Here is a 16,038-nt window from a genome sequence, read left to right on the forward strand (position 1 = left end):
CCGCATGTCCGCCGCCACCTCCGAGCCCGCTCTCGACCCCGAGGTCGCCGCGCTGCTGCGCCGCGACCCCCTCGGCCTGGTGACCGCGGTCGTCCAGCAGCACGACACCCGCGAGGTGCTCATGGTGGCGTGGATGGACGACGAGGCGCTGCGCCGCACGCTGACCACCGGCCGGGCCACCTACTGGTCGCGCAGCCGGCAGGAGTACTGGATCAAGGGCGAGACCTCGGGCAACCGGCAGTGGGTGCAGGAGGTGCGCGTGGACTGCGACGGCGACACCCTGCTGCTCCTCGTCGACCAGGAGGGCGCGGCCTGCCACACCGGCGAGCGCAGCTGCTTCTACCGCGTGCTGCCGTCGGTCACCGCGGACCGGACGGCCGGCGCATGAGGTTCGGCGTCGAGATCCCGTCGCGCGAGGAGTTCTCCCTCGACCGGCCGATGGTCCCCGTGGTGCGCCGGCTGCTCGCCGACAGCGAGACCGCCGTCGGCATCTACCGCAAGCTCGCCGGCAACCGTCCGGGGACGGTGCTCCTGGAGTCCGCCGAGCAGGGCCGGCGCTGGGCGCGCTACAGCTTCGTGGGTGCCCGCAGCGCCGGCGTGCTCACCGAGCGCGGAGGTGCCGCGCTGTGGCTGGGGGAGGAGATCCCCGGCCTCACCGACGACCTGCCGACCGACCCGCTCGCCGCCGTCCGCACCCTGGCCCGCCGGCTGCGCTCGGCGCGCACGCCCGGCCTGCCGCCGCTGACCGGCGGCCTGGTCGGCTACCTGGGTTACGACGTCGTCCGACGGCTGGAGCGGCTGCCCGAGACCAGCACCGACGACCTCGGCATGCCGGAGCTGGCGATGATGCTGGTGACCGACCTGGCGGTCCTCGACCACGCCGACGGCACGGTGCTGCTCATCGCCAACGTGGTCTGCGGGGGTGGTGAGGGCGGGGGACGTCGTAGTGGCGAGGCCCTCTACGACGACGCGGTGGCCCGGCTCGACGCCATGGAGGCGGACCTGACCCGTGCCGTCCCGCCGGCGGTCGCCGTGCTGGGGGAACCCCGCGTGCCCGAGGTGACCAGCAACATGGCGCCGGGGATCTACGAGGCGGGCGTGGAGCGGGTGCGCGAGCACATCCGCGCCGGTGACGCCTTCCAGGTGGTCCTGGCCCAGCGCTTCGAGACCGCGACGACGGCGGACGCGCTGGACCTCTACCGGGTGCTGCGGGCCACCAACCCCTCGCCGTACATGTACCTGCTGCGCTTCGAGGGCCGGGAGACCCCGTTCGACGTCGTCGGCTCCTCACCGGAGGCGCTGGTGACGGTGACCGGTTCCTCGGCCGTCGTGCACCCGCCGGCCGGCACCCGGCCGCGCGGGGCCACCCCGGAGGAGGACGTCCGGCTGGCCGAGGGCCTGCTCGCCGACCCCAAGGAGCGCGCCGAGCACGTCATGCTGGTCGACCTGGCGCGCAACGACCTGGGCCGGGTCTGCGTGCCGGGCTCGGTCGATGTGCCCGACTTCATGCGCGTCGAGCACTACAGCCACGTAATGCACCTGGTCTCGACCGTCGCCGGGGAGGTCGCGCCCGAGCACGACGCGCTCGACGTCTTCGACGCCACGTTCCCGGCCGGCACCGTCTCCGGGGCGCCGAAGCCCCGGGCGATGGAGATCATCGAGTCGCTGGAGCCCACCCGGCGCGCGCTGTACGCCGGCACCGTCGGGTACGTCGACGCCAGCGGCGACATGGACATGGCCATCGCCATCCGCACCGCCGTGCTGCACGACGGCCGGGCCTACGTGCAGGCCGGCGCGGGCGTCGTCGCCGACAGTGACGCCGCCACCGAGGAGGCCGAGACCCGGCACAAGGCCCGGGCGGTGCTCTCGGCGATCGCCGCCGCGGAGGGCCTGCGGGAGGTGCGGTGACCGGACAGGGCCGCAGGGAGCTCACCACCGCGGTCCTCGGCGCGGTGGTCGCCGGCGCGCTGGCGCTCATCGCCGGCGGGCAGGCGTGGGCGACCGTGACCGCGCAGCGCCGGGCTCCGCTGCCGCCGGTGTCGGCCGAGCTGTCCGGCGCCGAGGCCGCCCCGCTCGTGCCGGCCGCCGGCCTGGTGCTGCTGGCCGCGGCCGTCGCCCTGCTGGCGGTCCGCGGGACCGGCCGGGCGGCGGTGGGGCTGCTCGCGGTGGCGGCCGGCGGCGCGCTCGCCTGGTCCGGGGCGCGGGCGCTGGCCGGCGGTCTGGACGACGCCGGCGGCGACCTGCCGGGCCTCGCCGGGGCCACGGTCAGCGACACCTCGGCCGACGTGTCGGCGACCTGGCCGCTGCTCGCGGTCCTGGCCGGGCTCGTCGCCGTCGCCACCGGCGCGCTCGTCGTGCTCCGCGGGCGCACCTGGCCGGCCATGGGCCGCCGCTACGAGCGCACCGACGCGGCGGCTCCCGCGACGGTCGCTGCACCGGCCCGCCCGAGGACCGACGAGGACCGCGCCGTCGACGCGTGGAAGGCGCTCGACCGGGGTGAGGACCCCACCGAGGACCCCACGGGGACCCCCGGTCGCGACGTATAGCGGAACCGCAGTGGACCGGCCGCACCGCCCCCTGACCGGGCCGGATCGGCAGCGGTCCTAGAGTGAGGCCACCGATCCGGCTGGTGAGGGGACGACGTGCGACAGGCAGTGGAGACGAGCGGCGGACAGGCATCCGCCCCGGCTGGGACGACCCCGTGAGCGTCCTCGACCAGATCGTCGCCGGCGTCCGCGAGGACCTCGCCGCCCGCGAGGCGCTCGTCCCGCTGGCCGAGGTCAAGGCGGCCGCCCTCGACGCCCGGCCGGCGCTGAACGCCCTCGCCGCGCTCCGGGCTCCCGGCGTCGGGGTCATCGCCGAGGTCAAGCGCCGCAGCCCCTCCAAGGGCGAGCTGGCCGACATCCCCGACCCCGCGGAGCTCGCCCGCCAGTACGCCGCCGGCGGGGCCAGGGTCATCTCCGTGCTCACCGAGCGCCGCCGCTTCGGGGGCTCGCAGGCCGACCTGGACGCCGTGCGCGCCGTCGTCGACGTGCCGATCCTGTGCAAGGACTTCGTGGTCAGCAGCTACCAGGTGCACGAGGCCCGCGCCCACGGGGCCGACGTCGTCCTGCTGATCGTCGCTGCACTGGAGCAGAACGTGCTCACCGGCCTGCTCGAGCGGGTGGAGTCCCTGGGCATGACGGCGCTGGTCGAGGTGCACACCGAGGCCGAGGCCGACCGCGCGCTGTCCGCCGGTGCCGCCGTCATCGGCGTCAACGCCCGCGACCTCACCACGCTCGAGGTCGACCGCTCCACCTTCGAGAAGATCGCCCCCGGGCTGCCCTCGGAGGTGGTCAAGATCGCCGAGTCCGGCGTCCGCGGGCCGCACGACCTCATCGGCTACGCCGCCGCCGGCGCCGACGCGGTGCTCGTGGGGGAGGGGCTGGTCACCGCCGGCGACGCCCGCCAGGCCGTGGCCGACCTGGTGACGGCGGGAGCCCACCCCGCCACGCCGCGTACCAGCCGCTAACCCCCTGCGCCTGCTGTCCGCTGTCACGCGCGACACTGGGGGCATGACGACGACCAGCCCGCCGCAGCCCGGAGAACTCTCTCTGCCGGCGCGCCCGGGCTGGCCGGACGAGACGGGGCACTTCGGCATCTTCGGCGGCCGCTTCGTGCCCGAGGCGCTCATCGCCGCGCTCGACGAGCTGACCGAGGCCTACGAGGCCATGCGCGTCGACCCCGCCTTCCTCGAGGAGTTCGCCCGGCTGCAGCGCGACTACACCGGACGGCCCAGCCCCGTCACCGAGGTGCCCAAGTTCGCCGAGCACTGCGGTGGCGCCCGGGTGCTGCTCAAGCGCGAGGACCTGAACCACACCGGCTCACACAAGATCAACAACGTGCTCGGCCAGGCGCTGCTGACCAAGCGGATCGGCAAGAGCCGGGTCATCGCCGAGACCGGGGCCGGGCAGCACGGCGTCGCGACCGCGACGGCCGCCGCCCTCATGGGCCTGTCGTGCACCGTGTACATGGGCGAGGAGGACACCCGCCGGCAGGCGCTCAACGTCGCCCGCATGCGGCTGCTCGGCGCCGAGGTCATCCCGGTGACCACTGGCTCCCGCACCCTCAAGGACGCGATCAACGAGGCGTTCCGCGACTGGGTCACCAACGTGGAGACGACGAACTACGTGTTCGGCACCGTCGCCGGCCCGCACCCCTTCCCGGCCATGGTGCGGGACTTCCAGCGGGTGATCGGCGACGAGGCGCGCGTGCAGGTGCTCGAGCGCGAGGGGCGGCTGCCCGACGCCGTCCTGGCCTGCGTCGGTGGCGGGTCCAACGCCATCGGGATCTTCACCGCGTTCGTCCCCGACGACGGCGTCCGGCTCATCGGCTTCGAGGCCGGGGGCGACGGCGTCGAGACGGGCCGCCATGCCGCCACGATCACCGGGGGGACGCCGGGCGTGCTGCACGGCGCGCGGTCCTACCTGCTGCAGGACGACAACGGGCAGACCATCGAGTCGCACTCGATCAGCGCCGGTCTGGACTACCCGGGCGTGGGCCCCGAGCACTCCTACCTGAACGACATCGGCCGTGCCGAGTACCGCCCGATCACCGACGCGGAGGCGATGGAGGCGTTCGCGCTGCTCTGCCGCACCGAGGGCATCATCCCGGCGATCGAGTCCGCGCACGCCCTGGCCGGGGCGATGAAGCTCGGCCGGGAGGTCGGGCCGGGTGCGCTGCTGCTGGTGAACCTGTCCGGCCGCGGCGACAAGGACGTCGAGACGGCGTCGGCATGGTTCGAGCTCGGCGAGGAGGCGGCGCCGACCGACGAGGACGACCGTGCTGTCGAGGTGGGGCGCGGAGCCGACCCGGGCCCCGGCCTGGACACCGACCAGCAGCCCACCGAGGGCGCGGTCAGCAACGACGGGGCCGTCGCCGGTCCCGAGGCGGGGGAGACGGCATGAGCGGGCTCGCGGAGCGGATCGCCGCGGCGAAGGCCGAGGGGCGGGCCGCGCTCATCGGCTACCTGCCCGTCGGCTACCCCGACGTCGATGCCTCGATCGAGGCCATGGTGGCCATGGTCGAGGCCGGCGCCGACGCCATCGAGATCGGCGTCCCCTACAGCGATCCGGGCATCGACGGGCCGGTCATCCAGGAGGCCGTCGACGTTGCCGTCCGTGCCGGGGTCGGGATGCGCGACGTCCTGAAGGCCGTCGAGGCGGTGTCCGGCGCCGGGGCGGTGGCCGTGGTGATGAGCTACTGGAACCCGATCGAGCGCTACGGCGTCGAGCGGTTCGCCACCGACCTGGCCGCGGCCGGGGGGGCGGGCGCCATCACCCCCGACCTCATCCCCGACGAGGCCGGCGAGTGGATCGCCGCCAGCGACCGGGCCGGCCTCGACCGGGTCTTCCTGGTGGCGCCGTCGTCGACCGACGCCCGGCTGCGCTCGACGACCGCGGCGAGCCGCGGATTCGTGTACGTCGCCTCGACCATGGGCGTGACCGGCGCGCGGGACACCGTGAGCGACGCGGCCCGGACGCTCGTGGACCGCACCCGCGAGGCGCGGCCGGACATCGCGCTCTGCGTGGGACTCGGTGTCTCGAACGGCGCCCAGGCCGCGGAGCTCGCCGCGTTCGCCGACGGCGTCATCGTCGGCTCGGCCTACGTGCGGGAGATGCTCGAGGGGCGGGGAGCCGACGGCGTCCGCGCCCTCACCGCCGACCTGGCCGCGGGCGTCCGCCGGGCGGGGGTGCCGGCATGACCCTGCTCGCCTCGATCCCGAGCCCCGCGCAGGGCGTCTGGGAGCTCGGCCCGTTCCCGCTGCGCGCCTACGCCTTCGCCATCATCGCCGGCATCGTCGCCGCCGCCTGGCTGACCGACAAGCGCTGGATCGCCCGGGGCGGGGCGCCCGGCGACGTGCTGGACATCGCCACGTGGGCCGTGCCTTTCGGCATCATCGGCGGCCGTATCTACCACGTGATCACCAGCCCGCAGGCCTACTTCGGCGAGGGCGGCGACCCGTTGCGCGCCTTCGCGATCTGGGAGGGCGGCCTCGGCATCTGGGGTGCCATCTTCTTCGGCGGGGTCGGCGCCTGGATCGCCTGCCGGCGCCGGGGCATCCCGCTGCCGGCCTTCGCCGACGCCGTCGCGCCCGGCCTCCTGGTCGCCCAGGCCATCGGCCGCCTCGGCAACTGGTTCAACCAGGAGCTCTTCGGCCGCCCGACCGATCTGCCCTGGGCGCTGGAGATCGACCCGGTGCACCGGCCCTCGGAGTACCTCGACGTGGCCACCTTCCACCCGGCGTTCCTGTACGAGCTGCTGTGGAACCTGGCGGCCGCCGCGGTCGTGATCTGGGCCGACCGTCGGTTCCGGCTCTCGCACGGCCGCGCCTTCGCGCTGTACGTCGCGCTCTACTGCACGGGTCGGCTGTGGATCGAGCTGCTGCGCATCGACGACGCCAACCGGTTCCTCGGCGTCCGGATCAACGTGTTCACCGCCGTCGTCGTCGGCCTGCTCGCAGTCGCCTACTTCGTGTGGCAGCGCGGCCGGCCCCGTGAGGTCGTCACCCGCGGCGAGGAGTTCGCCGCCGCGGAGCGCGCGTCGACGGCGGCGGACCCGGAGGGTGCGCCGGCCGGCGAGCCGGAGGTCGTCCGCGCGGACGACCATCGCCCCGCCGAACCGACCTGAGCGGCCGCCTCAGCGCACCGCCTGCCCGACGAGCTCGGTCAGCGCCGCCTCGCCCGCCGGGCCGAGGCTCGTCAGTGCCCAGGAGTGGGCCACATGCCGCTGTCCTCGTCGAGGGACGCGGCCTCGTCGAACCCGAAGACCGAGTACCGGGTCTTGTCCGCCAGGCCGCTGCGGAAGAAGCAGAGCACCTTGCCGTCGCGCGCTCCTCCGCGGAGAAGCCCTCCGTCGCGGTGGTGCCCTTCTTCGCCGTCACAGCTGTCCTCCCGGTCGTCGGTGCTGACGCGGCGGGACGCTAGCGGGACGGGCGAGCGGCGGGCTTCTCGATTCCTGACCCGATCGCGCGCCCGGGGATGCGGAGCGGTCCCGGCTGCGTGAGGATGATCACCGACCGGTTCGCCTGCGGCGCGGCCGATCCGGCCAACGAACGCCGTGTTGCTGCCGACGCGCCGCATCCTGCGGATTTCGCGTATGAGCCCCGTGTTACGGCTGTGTACGCTTCGCAGCGGGCCCGTCGGCGATCCCGGCCGGGCCCGACCGTCGGACCGGGCCAGCGTCGCCCCGCGGACGACAGCCCGTCGGATCACCGGTGGGCTCCAGCCTGCCGCACCGGGACCGACGTCCCACCCGGGCTGCCGGCTCTCCGCAGTGCCGTCCGCAGAACCAGTGCCGTCCGCCGACCCTTGACCACCGGCCCGGGCCCTCAGCCCCGCCCGCCTCCCTCCGGGGACGCGTGCGCCGCCGACGACGGGAGTGACATGCCCGACCTCACCGCCCCCGCCGCCCGTAAGTCAGCCGTTCCGTTTTCCGCGGTGCCCGCTGCTTCCGGCCTGTACGACCCGGCCAACGACAAGGACGCCTGCGGCGTCGCCTTCGTGGCCGACGCCCGCGGCCGCCGGTCGCGCGACATCGTCGCCAAGGGCCTCACCGCCCTGCACAACCTCGACCACCGCGGCGCCGCCGGTGCCGAGCCCAACTCGGGCGACGGCGCCGGGATCCTGACCCAGGTGCCCGACGCGCTGCTGCGCGCCTGCGTGGACTTCGACCTGCCACCGGCCGGCGAGTACGCCGTCGGCATCGCCTTCATGCCCGCCGATGACGCCGAGCGCGCCGCCCGCGTCGAGGAGGTCGCCCGCCTCGCCGACGAGGAAGGGCTGACCGTCCTGGGCTGGCGTGACGTGCCGATCGACCCCGAGGGCGCCGACCTCGGCCCCACTGCGCGCGCGGTCATGCCGCACTTCGCCCAGCTGTTCGTGGCCGAGACCATGGGCGCCCGGGCCGACGAGCGCGCCTTCGGCGGCAACGTGGAATGCCACGGCGTCACCCGGCTCGAGCGGCGCTCCTTCGTGCTGCGCAAGCGGGCCGAGCGCGCCGCCGTGGACGCGGGCAGTTCGCTGTACATCGCCTCGCTGTCGTCGCGGACGATCACCTACAAGGGCATGCTGACCACCGACCAGCTGCCGCTGTTCTTCCCCGACCTGCGCGACGACCGCTACGAGTCGGCGATCGCGCTGGTGCACAGCCGGTTCTCCACCAACACCTTTCCGAGCTGGCCGCTGGCTCACCCGTTCCGCTTCATCGCGCACAACGGCGAGATCAACACCATCAAGGGCAACCGCAACCGCATGCGGGCCCGCGAGGCGAAGCTGGCGACCGAGTTCTTCGACGGCCCGGCCGGCCCCGCGTCCGAGCTCGGCCTGGAGCGGATCTTCCCGGTCACGGCCAGCGACTTCAGCGACTCGGCCACCTTCGACGAGGTGCTCGAGCTGCTGCACCTGTCGGGCCGCTCGCTGCCGCACGCCGTCCTGATGATGATCCCGGAGGCGTGGGAGAACCACGACGAGATGGACCCGGCCCGCCGGGCCTTCTACCGGTTCCACTCCTCGATCATGGAGCCCTGGGACGGGCCGGCCGCGGTCTGCTTCACCGACGGCACGCTCATCGGCGCCGTCCTCGACCGCAACGGTCTGCGCCCCGGCCGCTGGTGGCACACCAAGGACGACCTCGTCGTCCTGGCCAGCGAGGTCGGCGTGCTGGACATCCCGGCCGCCGACGTCGTGGCCAAGGGCCGGCTGCAGCCGGGCCGGATGTTCCTCGTCGACACCGCCTCCGGCCGGATCGTCTCCGACGAGGAGGTCAAGGGCGCGCTGGCCGCCGAGAACCCCTACGAGGACTGGCTGCACGCCGGTCTCGTGCATCTGCCCACGCTGCCCGAGCGGCGCCGCTCGCGGCCCAGCCACGAGTCCGTCGTCCGCCGGCAGGCGCTGTTCGGCTACACGGAGGAGGAGCTGCGCATCCTCGTCCAGCCGATGGCGGCCTCCGGTGCGGAGCCGATCGGCTCCATGGGCACCGACACCCCCATCGCGGCGCTGTCGGACCGCTCGCGGCTGCTCTACGACTACTTCGGGCAGCTGTTCGCCCAGGTGACCAACCCGCCGCTGGACGCCATCCGCGAGGAGCTCGTCACCAGCCTGGGCCGCACCTTCGGTCCCGAGCAGAACCTGCTGAAGGCGACCCCGGCCTCGGCGCGGCAGGTGTTCCTGCCGTTCCCGGTCATCGACAACGACGAGCTGGCCAAGATCCTGCACATCGACGACGACGGCGACCTGCCCGGGTACGCCGCCGTCCGGATCACCGGCCACTTCGACGTCAACGGTGGCGGCCCCGCGCTGGCCCAGGCCGTCGAGGACCTGCGCACCAAGGTCTCCAAGGCGATCGCGGCCGGCGCCCGCATCATCGTGCTGTCCGACCGGGACTGCGACGAGAAGCGGGCGCCCATCCCGTCGCTGCTCATGACCGCCGCGGTGCACCACCACCTGGTGCGGCAGAAGACCCGCATGGAGGTCGGGCTGGTCGTCGAGTCCGGCGACGCCCGCGAGGTGCACCACGTCGCGCTGCTGCTCGGCTACGGCGCGGCCGCGGTCAACCCCTACCTGGCCTTCGAGTCGATCGAGGACCTCATCCGCGACGGTGCGCTCACCGGCGTGGAGCCCGCGCAGGCCGTGCGCAACATGGTCAAGGCGCTGGGCAAGGGCGTCCTCAAGGTCATGAGCAAGATGGGCATCAGCACCGTCGGCTCGTACACGATGGCGCAGATCTTCGAGGCCGTGGGTCTGTCCCAGGACCTCGTCGACGAGTACTTCACCGGCACCTCCGCGCCCCTGGGCGGCGTCGGCATCGACGTGCTGGCCGAGGAGGTGGCCATGCGCCACCGCCGCGCCTACCCGGAGAACCCCACCGAGCGCGCGCACCGCCGTCTCGAGGTGGGCGGGGAGTACCAGTGGCGCCGCGAGGGCGAGATCCACCTGTTCAACCCCGAGACGGTGTTCCTGCTCCAGCACGCCACCCGGTCGCGGCAGTACGACGTCTTCCAGAAGTACACCGAGGCCGTCGACAAGCTCTCGGAGGACGCCGGCACGCTGCGCGGCCTCTTCGCGCTGAAGACCGGTGTCCGCCCGCCCGTGCCGATCGACGAGGTCGAGCCGGTCAGCGAGATCGTCAAGCGGTTCCAGACCGGCGCGATGAGCTACGGCTCGATCTCGCAGGAGTCGCACGAGACCCTGGCCATCGCCATGAACCGGCTGGGCGGCAAGTCCAACACCGGTGAGGGCGGCGAGGACCCGGCGCGCTTCACCCCCGACCCGAACGGTGACCTGCGCCGCTCGGCGATCAAGCAGGTGGCCAGCGGCCGGTTCGGCGTGACCAGCGAGTACCTGGTGAACGCCGACGACATCCAGATCAAGATGGCGCAGGGCGCCAAGCCCGGCGAGGGCGGGCAGCTGCCCGGCGGCAAGGTCTACCCGTGGGTGGCGCGCACCCGGCACTCGACGCCGGGCGTGGGCCTGATCAGCCCGCCGCCGCACCACGACATCTACTCGATCGAGGACCTCAAGCAGCTCATCCACGACCTGAAGAACGCGAACGACCAGGCGCGGATCAACGTCAAGCTGGTCGCCGAGGTCGGCGTCGGCACCGTCGCGGCCGGGGTGAGCAAGGCCCACGCGGACCTGGTGCTGATCTCCGGTCACGACGGCGGCACGGGCGCGGCCCCGCTGACCTCGCTCAAGCACGCCGGCTCCCCGTGGGAGCTGGGGCTGGCCGAGACGCAGCAGACCCTGCTGGCCAACGGCCTGCGCGACCGGATCACCGTCCAGGCCGACGGGCAGATGAAGACCGGCCGCGACGTCATCATCGCCGCGCTGCTGGGCGCCGAGGAGTACGGCTTCGCCACCGCTCCGCTGGTCGTCTCCGGCTGCGTGATGATGCGGGTCTGCCACCTCGACACCTGCCCGGTGGGCGTGGCCACGCAGAACCCGGAGCTGCGCAAGCGGTTCACCGGCCGCCCGGAGTTCGTCGTCACCTTCTTCGAGTTCCTGGCCGAGCAGGTGCGCGAGTACCTCGCCGAGCTCGGGTTCCGCACGCTGGACGAGGCCGTCGGCCACGCCGAGATGCTCGACACCCGCCAGGCGGTCGACCACTGGAAGGCCGCCGGCCTGGACCTCAGCCCCCTGCTGGTCGTCCCGGAGCTCCCCGAGGGGACGCCGCTGCGCCGGGTCCGCACGCAGGACCACGGCCTGGAGAGCGCGCTGGACCAGACGCTGATCCAGCTCTGCGAGGGTGCCCTGCTCGACGCGCGGCCGGTGACCCTCGAGCTGCCGGTGCGCAACGTCAACCGCACCGTCGGCACGATGCTGGGCTCGATGGTGACCCGCCGCTTCGGTGGCGAGGGCCTGCCCGACGGCACCATCGACCTCACCTTCGGCGGGTCGGCCGGGCAGTCCTTCGGCGCCTTCGTGCCGCGCGGCATCACCATGCGGCTGTACGGCGACGCCAACGACTACGTGGGCAAGGGCCTGTCCGGCGGGCGCATCATCGTGCGCCCCTCGCGGGAGGCCTCCTTCGCCGCCGAGGACAACGTCATCGCCGGCAACGTCATCGGCTACGGGGCGACCGGCGGCGAGATCTTCCTGCGCGGCCGGGTGGGCGAGCGCTTCTGCGTGCGCAACTCCGGCGCGCTCGCCGTCGTCGAGGGCGTGGGCGACCACGCGCTGGAGTACATGACCGGCGGCCGCGCGGTGATCCTGGGCGCCACCGGTCGCAACATCGCGGCCGGCATGTCCGGGGGCATCGGCTACGTGCTCGACCTCGCCCGCCACCGGGTCAACAGCGAGATGGTCGACATCGAGCCGCTGGACGGCGAGTCGGCGCAGTGGCTGCGCGACGTGCTGGTGCGCTACGCCGGGGAGACCGAATCCCCGGTGGCCACCGCGCTGCTTGCGGACTGGGGCCGCTGGTCGGCGCAGTTCAGCGTGATCATGCCTCGGGACTACAAGCGGGCGCTGGACGCCCAGCGCATGGCCGAGGCCAACGGGACCGACGTCGACCTGGCCGTTATGGAGGCAGCTCGTGGCTGACACCACCGGATTCCTGAAGTTCGACCGCGCCATGCCGCCGCGACGGCCCGTCGAGGTCCGCATCCGCGACTGGAAGGACGTCTACGTCGCCCGCGAGAACGGCGAGGACCCGCTGTTCCCGACGGCCGAGGTGCGCAAGCAGGCGGCGCGCTGCATGGACTGCGGCATCCCGTTCTGCCACCACGCGTGCCCGGTGGCCAACCTGATCCCCGAGTGGAACGACCTGGCCCGGCGCGACGACTGGCACGACGCGATCGAGCGGCTGCACGCGACGAACAACTTTCCGGAGTTCACCGGGAAGCTCTGCCCGGCGCCGTGCGAGGGCTCCTGCGTGCTGAACCTGCAGGAGTCGCCCGTCACGATCAAGCAGATCGAGTGGGAGATCATCGACCGGGCCTGGGACGAGGGCTGGGTCGAGCCGCAGGCACCCACCGAGCGGACCGGCAAGAAGGTCGCCGTCATCGGCTCTGGCCCCGCGGGCCTGGCCGCCGCCCAGCAGCTCACCCGGGCCGGGCACGACGTCACCGTCTACGAGCGCGCCGACCGCGTCGGCGGGCTGCTCCGCTACGGCATCCCCGAGTTCAAGATGGAGAAGTCCGTCCTGGACCGGCGGCTGGACCAGATGCGCGCCGAGGGCACCCGCTTCGTCACCGGTGTCGAGGTCGGTGGGTCGGGCGAGGACGACCTGTCCACCGAGCAGCTGCGGTCGCAGTACGACGCCGTCGTGCTCGCCGGTGGCGCCACGGTCGGGCGCGACCTGCCCGCTCCCGGCCGCGAGCTCGCCGGCATCCACCTGGCCATGGAGTACCTGCCCTACGGCAACCGGCAGGCGCTCGGCGAGCTGGACGACCCGCCCATCGACGCGGCCGGCAAGCACGTGGTGATCGTCGGCGGCGGCGACACCGGTGCCGACTGCCTGGGCACCGCGCACCGCCAGGGCGCGGCCTCGGTCACCCAGCTGGAGATCATGCCGGCGCCGCCGGACCGACGGGACCCCGGTGCCAACCCGTGGCCGACCTACCCGATGATCATGCGGGTCTCCAGCGCGCACGAGGAGGGCGGCGAGCGGCTCTACTCGGTGAACACCGAGCGGTTCCTCGGCGACGACTCGGGCAACGTGCGGGCGCTGCTCCTGCACGAGGTGGAGCGGGTCGAGGGCCGGTTCCAGAAGGTCGAGGGCACCGAGCGCGAGCTGCCGGCCGACCTGGTCTTCCTGGCCATGGGCTTCACCGGCGCCCAGCGCGAGGGACTGCTCGACGCCCTGGGCGTGGAGATGGACCAGCGCGACAACGTCGTCCGCGACAGCGAGTTCATGTCCACGGTCCCCGGCGTGTTCGTGGCCGGCGACATGGGGCGCGGGCAGTCGCTCATCGTGTGGGCGATCGCCGAGGGCCGGGCCGCCGCGGGTGCGGCGGACACCTGGCTCACCGGCGCCTCGATGCTGCCCCGGCCCGTCGAGCCCACCGCGGTCGCCCTGCGCTGACGCCACCGGAGGCGCGGGATGTGACCCGCGCCTCCGGTGGCCGCCGCCCCTCGGGTCGGCGCTGTCGCGCAGCGGTCCGGGCACTAGCGTTGGCGGCATGTCCCGCCGCGCCAAGATCGTCTGCACCCTGGGTCCGGCCACCAGCTCCCTGGAGCAGGTGACCGCCCTCGTCGAGTCCGGCATGGACGTCGCCCGGCTCAACTTCAGCCACGGCGCACACGCCCATCACGCCACCGCCTACGAGCGGGTGCGGGAGGCCTCCGACCGCACCGGGCACGCCGTCGCGGTCCTGGCCGACCTCCAGGGACCCAAGATCCGGCTGGGCACGTTCGCCGACGGCCCGGTCGAGTGGCCGACCGGCAGCCAGGTCGTGATCACCGTGGACGACGTCGAGGGCACTGCCGCGCGCGTCTCCACCACCTACAAGGACCTCGCGAACGACGTCCAGGTGGGCGACCGCCTGCTGGTCGACGACGGCAAGCTCGCCCTGACGGTGCTGTCGGTCAAGGGCCCCGACGTCGTCTGCCTGGTCATCGAGGGCGGGCCGGTGTCGAACAACAAGGGCCTGTCGCTGCCCGGCGTGGCCGTGAGCGTGCCCGCGCTGTCGGACAAGGACGAGCTCGACCTGCGCTTCGCGCTGCGGCTGGGCGTGGACTTCATCGCGCTGTCCTTCGTCCGCTCGGCGGCCGACGCGGAGCTGGTCCGCGAGATCATGCGACAGGAGGACATCGAGGTCCCGATCATCGCCAAGCTGGAGAAGCCCGAGGCGGTGGAGCGGCTGGACGAGATCGTCGAGGCCTTCGACGGCATCATGGTCGCCCGCGGCGACCTCGGCGTGGAGCTGCCGCTGGAGCGGGTGCCGCTGGTGCAGAAGCGGGCGATCCAGGCGGCGCGCGAGCGCAACAAGCCGGTCATCGTCGCCACCCAGATGCTCGAGTCGATGATCGTGAACTCCCGGCCGACGCGCGCCGAGGCCTCCGACGTCGCCAACGCGGTGCTGGACGGGGCGGACGCGGTGATGCTGTCGGGGGAGACCTCGGTGGGCGCGCACCCGATCGCCGCGGTGCGCACCATGGAGCGGATCATCGACGCGGTCGAGAGCGACCACATGCCCGTCCCGGAGATCGCCCGTCGCTCCAGGTCGCGCTCGGGTGCGATCGTGCGGGCGGCCAAGGACGTCGGCGAGGCGCTCGAGGTCAAGGCGCTCGCCACCTTCACCCAGACCGGCGAGACCGCCCGGCGGCTCTCCGCGCTGCACCCCCACCAGCCGCTGCTGGCCTTCACCGTCGACGCACGGGTGCGCAGCCAGCTGGCCCTGTCCTGGGGCGTGGAGACCTTCCTGGTCCCGGAGGTCGCGCACACCGACGACATGGTCGCCCAGGTCGACTTCTCGCTGCTGTCCATCGGCCGGCTCAAGGTCGGCGACCGGGTCGTGGTCGTGGCGGGCAGTCCGCCGAACACCGTGGGCTCGACGAACCTGATGCGCGTGCACGAGGTCGGGACCGACTCGTGAGCGAGCTTGCGAGCGAACCGATGTGCACAGCAGCCCCGCTCACGGGGATGACGAGCGCCAGCGAGGAGGACTCGTGAGCGCCGAGAACACGCAGGCGGCTGCGCTGCTGTCGGTCCTGGCCCTCGAGGAGCGGGAGCCGGACCTCTTCGTCGGCAAGACGCCGGGGACGACGATGCAGCGGATCTTCGGCGGGCAGGTGGCCGGCCAGGCACTCATGGCCGCAGCCTCGACCCTCCCCGAGGGGCGCGCGGTGCACTCGCTGCACTCCTACTTCCTGCGCCCGGGTGACCCGAACGAGGAGATCCGCTACGCCGTCGAGCGCATGCGCGACGGCCGCACCTTCAGCACCCGGCGCGTGGTGGCCTGGCAGCGCCGGGGCGAGAAGGACGTCGCGATCTTCGCGCTCACGGCCGACGCCTCGGCGGGGGAGGCCCCGTACGCCGAGCACTCGCTCCCCATGCCGGACGTGCCGGCCCCCGAGAGCCTGCCCACGTTCCTCGAGCTGCTGGCCGCCCGCGGGGACGAGGCGCGCATGGCGATGAGCATCGGCATGGCGGTGGAGCAGCGGATGCTCGAGCACCCCTTCGACCGCCCGCCCAAGAGCTACCCGGACACGAAGTCCTGGACGTGGATGAAGGTCGCCGGGGAGCTGCCCGACGACCAGGCGGTGCACGCCGCGGCGCTGACGTTCGCCAGCGACCTGAGCCTGCTGGGCGCCGGCACGGCGCGCATGGGCGGCGGCTGGGGGAGGACCGCCGGGTCGAGCCTGGACCACGCGGTGTGGTTCCACCAGCCGGTGCGCGCCGACGAGTGGTTCCTCTACGAGACCGACAGCCCGGCGGCGTCCCACGGGCGGGCGCTGTGCTTCGGCCAGATCTGGGCCGTCGACGGCACCCACATCGCGACCGTCACGCAGCAGGGCCTCATCCGGCCGCTGGAGCGCTGAGCCCGCCCCGGGGCGG

Annotated in this window: 11 protein-coding genes; all 11 read left to right on the forward strand. The window is 73.5% G+C overall.

Annotated elements, in window-relative coordinates; all coding sequences use genetic code 11:
- Positions 1-4: 4 nt before the first annotated feature.
- The 11 genes from hisI (at position 5) to BLS70_RS14635 (ending at position 16,022) form a co-directional block, all read left to right on the forward strand.
- Positions 5-388, forward strand: a complete 384-nt coding sequence (gene hisI, locus BLS70_RS14580) for a phosphoribosyl-AMP cyclohydrolase (protein WP_091769456.1) — start codon at positions 5-7, stop codon at positions 386-388.
- Positions 385-1,908: an anthranilate synthase component I gene (locus BLS70_RS14585; RefSeq protein WP_091769459.1), complete on the forward strand. Its 1,524-nt coding sequence runs from the start codon at positions 385-387 to the stop codon at positions 1,906-1,908. The genes hisI and BLS70_RS14585 overlap by 4 nt, the downstream gene beginning before the upstream one ends.
- Positions 1,905-2,546, forward strand: a complete 642-nt coding sequence (locus BLS70_RS14590) for a Trp biosynthesis-associated membrane protein (RefSeq protein ID WP_091769462.1) — start codon at positions 1,905-1,907, stop codon at positions 2,544-2,546. The genes BLS70_RS14585 and BLS70_RS14590 overlap by 4 nt, the downstream gene beginning before the upstream one ends.
- A gap of 155 nt (positions 2,547-2,701) precedes the next feature.
- Positions 2,702-3,511 carry an indole-3-glycerol phosphate synthase TrpC gene (gene trpC / locus BLS70_RS14595; RefSeq protein WP_091769465.1) on the forward strand — a complete coding sequence of 270 codons (810 nt, stop codon included), beginning with the start codon at positions 2,702-2,704 and terminating at the stop codon, positions 3,509-3,511.
- Between the two features lie 43 nt (positions 3,512-3,554).
- Complete coding sequence (trpB, locus tag BLS70_RS14600; protein WP_091769468.1) at positions 3,555-4,946, forward strand: tryptophan synthase subunit beta; 1,392 nt, start codon at positions 3,555-3,557, stop codon at positions 4,944-4,946.
- Positions 4,943-5,743 (forward strand): tryptophan synthase subunit alpha, encoded by an 801-nt coding sequence (trpA, locus tag BLS70_RS14605; protein WP_091769471.1) that lies wholly within the window; start codon positions 4,943-4,945, stop codon positions 5,741-5,743. Before trpB ends, trpA begins: the two co-directional genes overlap by 4 nt.
- Positions 5,740-6,669, forward strand: coding sequence for a prolipoprotein diacylglyceryl transferase (lgt, locus tag BLS70_RS14610; RefSeq protein ID WP_091769474.1), 930 nt, complete (start codon positions 5,740-5,742; stop codon positions 6,667-6,669). The genes trpA and lgt overlap by 4 nt, the downstream gene beginning before the upstream one ends.
- An 809-nt stretch (positions 6,670-7,478) precedes the next feature.
- A complete protein-coding gene (gltB, locus tag BLS70_RS14620) occupies positions 7,479-12,080 on the forward strand; it encodes a glutamate synthase large subunit (protein WP_255362486.1) in 4,602 nt (1,533 codons plus the stop codon).
- Positions 12,073-13,563, forward strand: coding sequence for a glutamate synthase subunit beta (locus tag BLS70_RS14625; protein WP_091769483.1), 1,491 nt, complete (start codon positions 12,073-12,075; stop codon positions 13,561-13,563). Before gltB ends, BLS70_RS14625 begins: the two co-directional genes overlap by 8 nt.
- 97 nt (positions 13,564-13,660) lie before the next feature.
- A complete protein-coding gene (pyk, locus tag BLS70_RS14630; RefSeq protein WP_091769486.1) occupies positions 13,661-15,076 on the forward strand; it encodes a pyruvate kinase in 1,416 nt (471 codons plus the stop codon).
- Between the two features lie 73 nt (positions 15,077-15,149).
- On the forward strand, positions 15,150-16,022 hold the full coding sequence (locus tag BLS70_RS14635) for an acyl-CoA thioesterase (protein WP_091769489.1): 873 nt from the start codon (positions 15,150-15,152) through the stop codon (positions 16,020-16,022).
- The last annotated feature ends 16 nt before the right edge of the window (positions 16,023-16,038 follow it).

Origin of the sequence: Blastococcus aurantiacus (genome assembly GCF_900102425.1) — a bacterium.
Lineage (GTDB): Bacteria > Actinomycetota > Actinomycetes > Mycobacteriales > Geodermatophilaceae > Blastococcus > Blastococcus aurantiacus.

Excerpts from the sequence above, each read along its gene's own strand:
- hisI (WP_091769456.1), top strand. The coding sequence starts at position 5 with ATGTCCGCCGCCACCTCCGAGCCCGCTCTCGACCCCGAGGTCGCCGCG.
- BLS70_RS14585 (WP_091769459.1), top strand. The coding sequence starts at position 385 with ATGAGGTTCGGCGTCGAGATCCCGTCGCGCGAGGAGTTCTCCCTCGAC.
- trpB (WP_091769468.1), top strand. The coding sequence starts at position 3,555 with ATGACGACGACCAGCCCGCCGCAGCCCGGAGAACTCTCTCTGCCGGCG.
- trpA (WP_091769471.1), top strand. The coding sequence starts at position 4,943 with ATGAGCGGGCTCGCGGAGCGGATCGCCGCGGCGAAGGCCGAGGGGCGG.
- lgt (WP_091769474.1), top strand. The coding sequence starts at position 5,740 with ATGACCCTGCTCGCCTCGATCCCGAGCCCCGCGCAGGGCGTCTGGGAG.
- pyk (WP_091769486.1), top strand. The coding sequence starts at position 13,661 with ATGTCCCGCCGCGCCAAGATCGTCTGCACCCTGGGTCCGGCCACCAGC.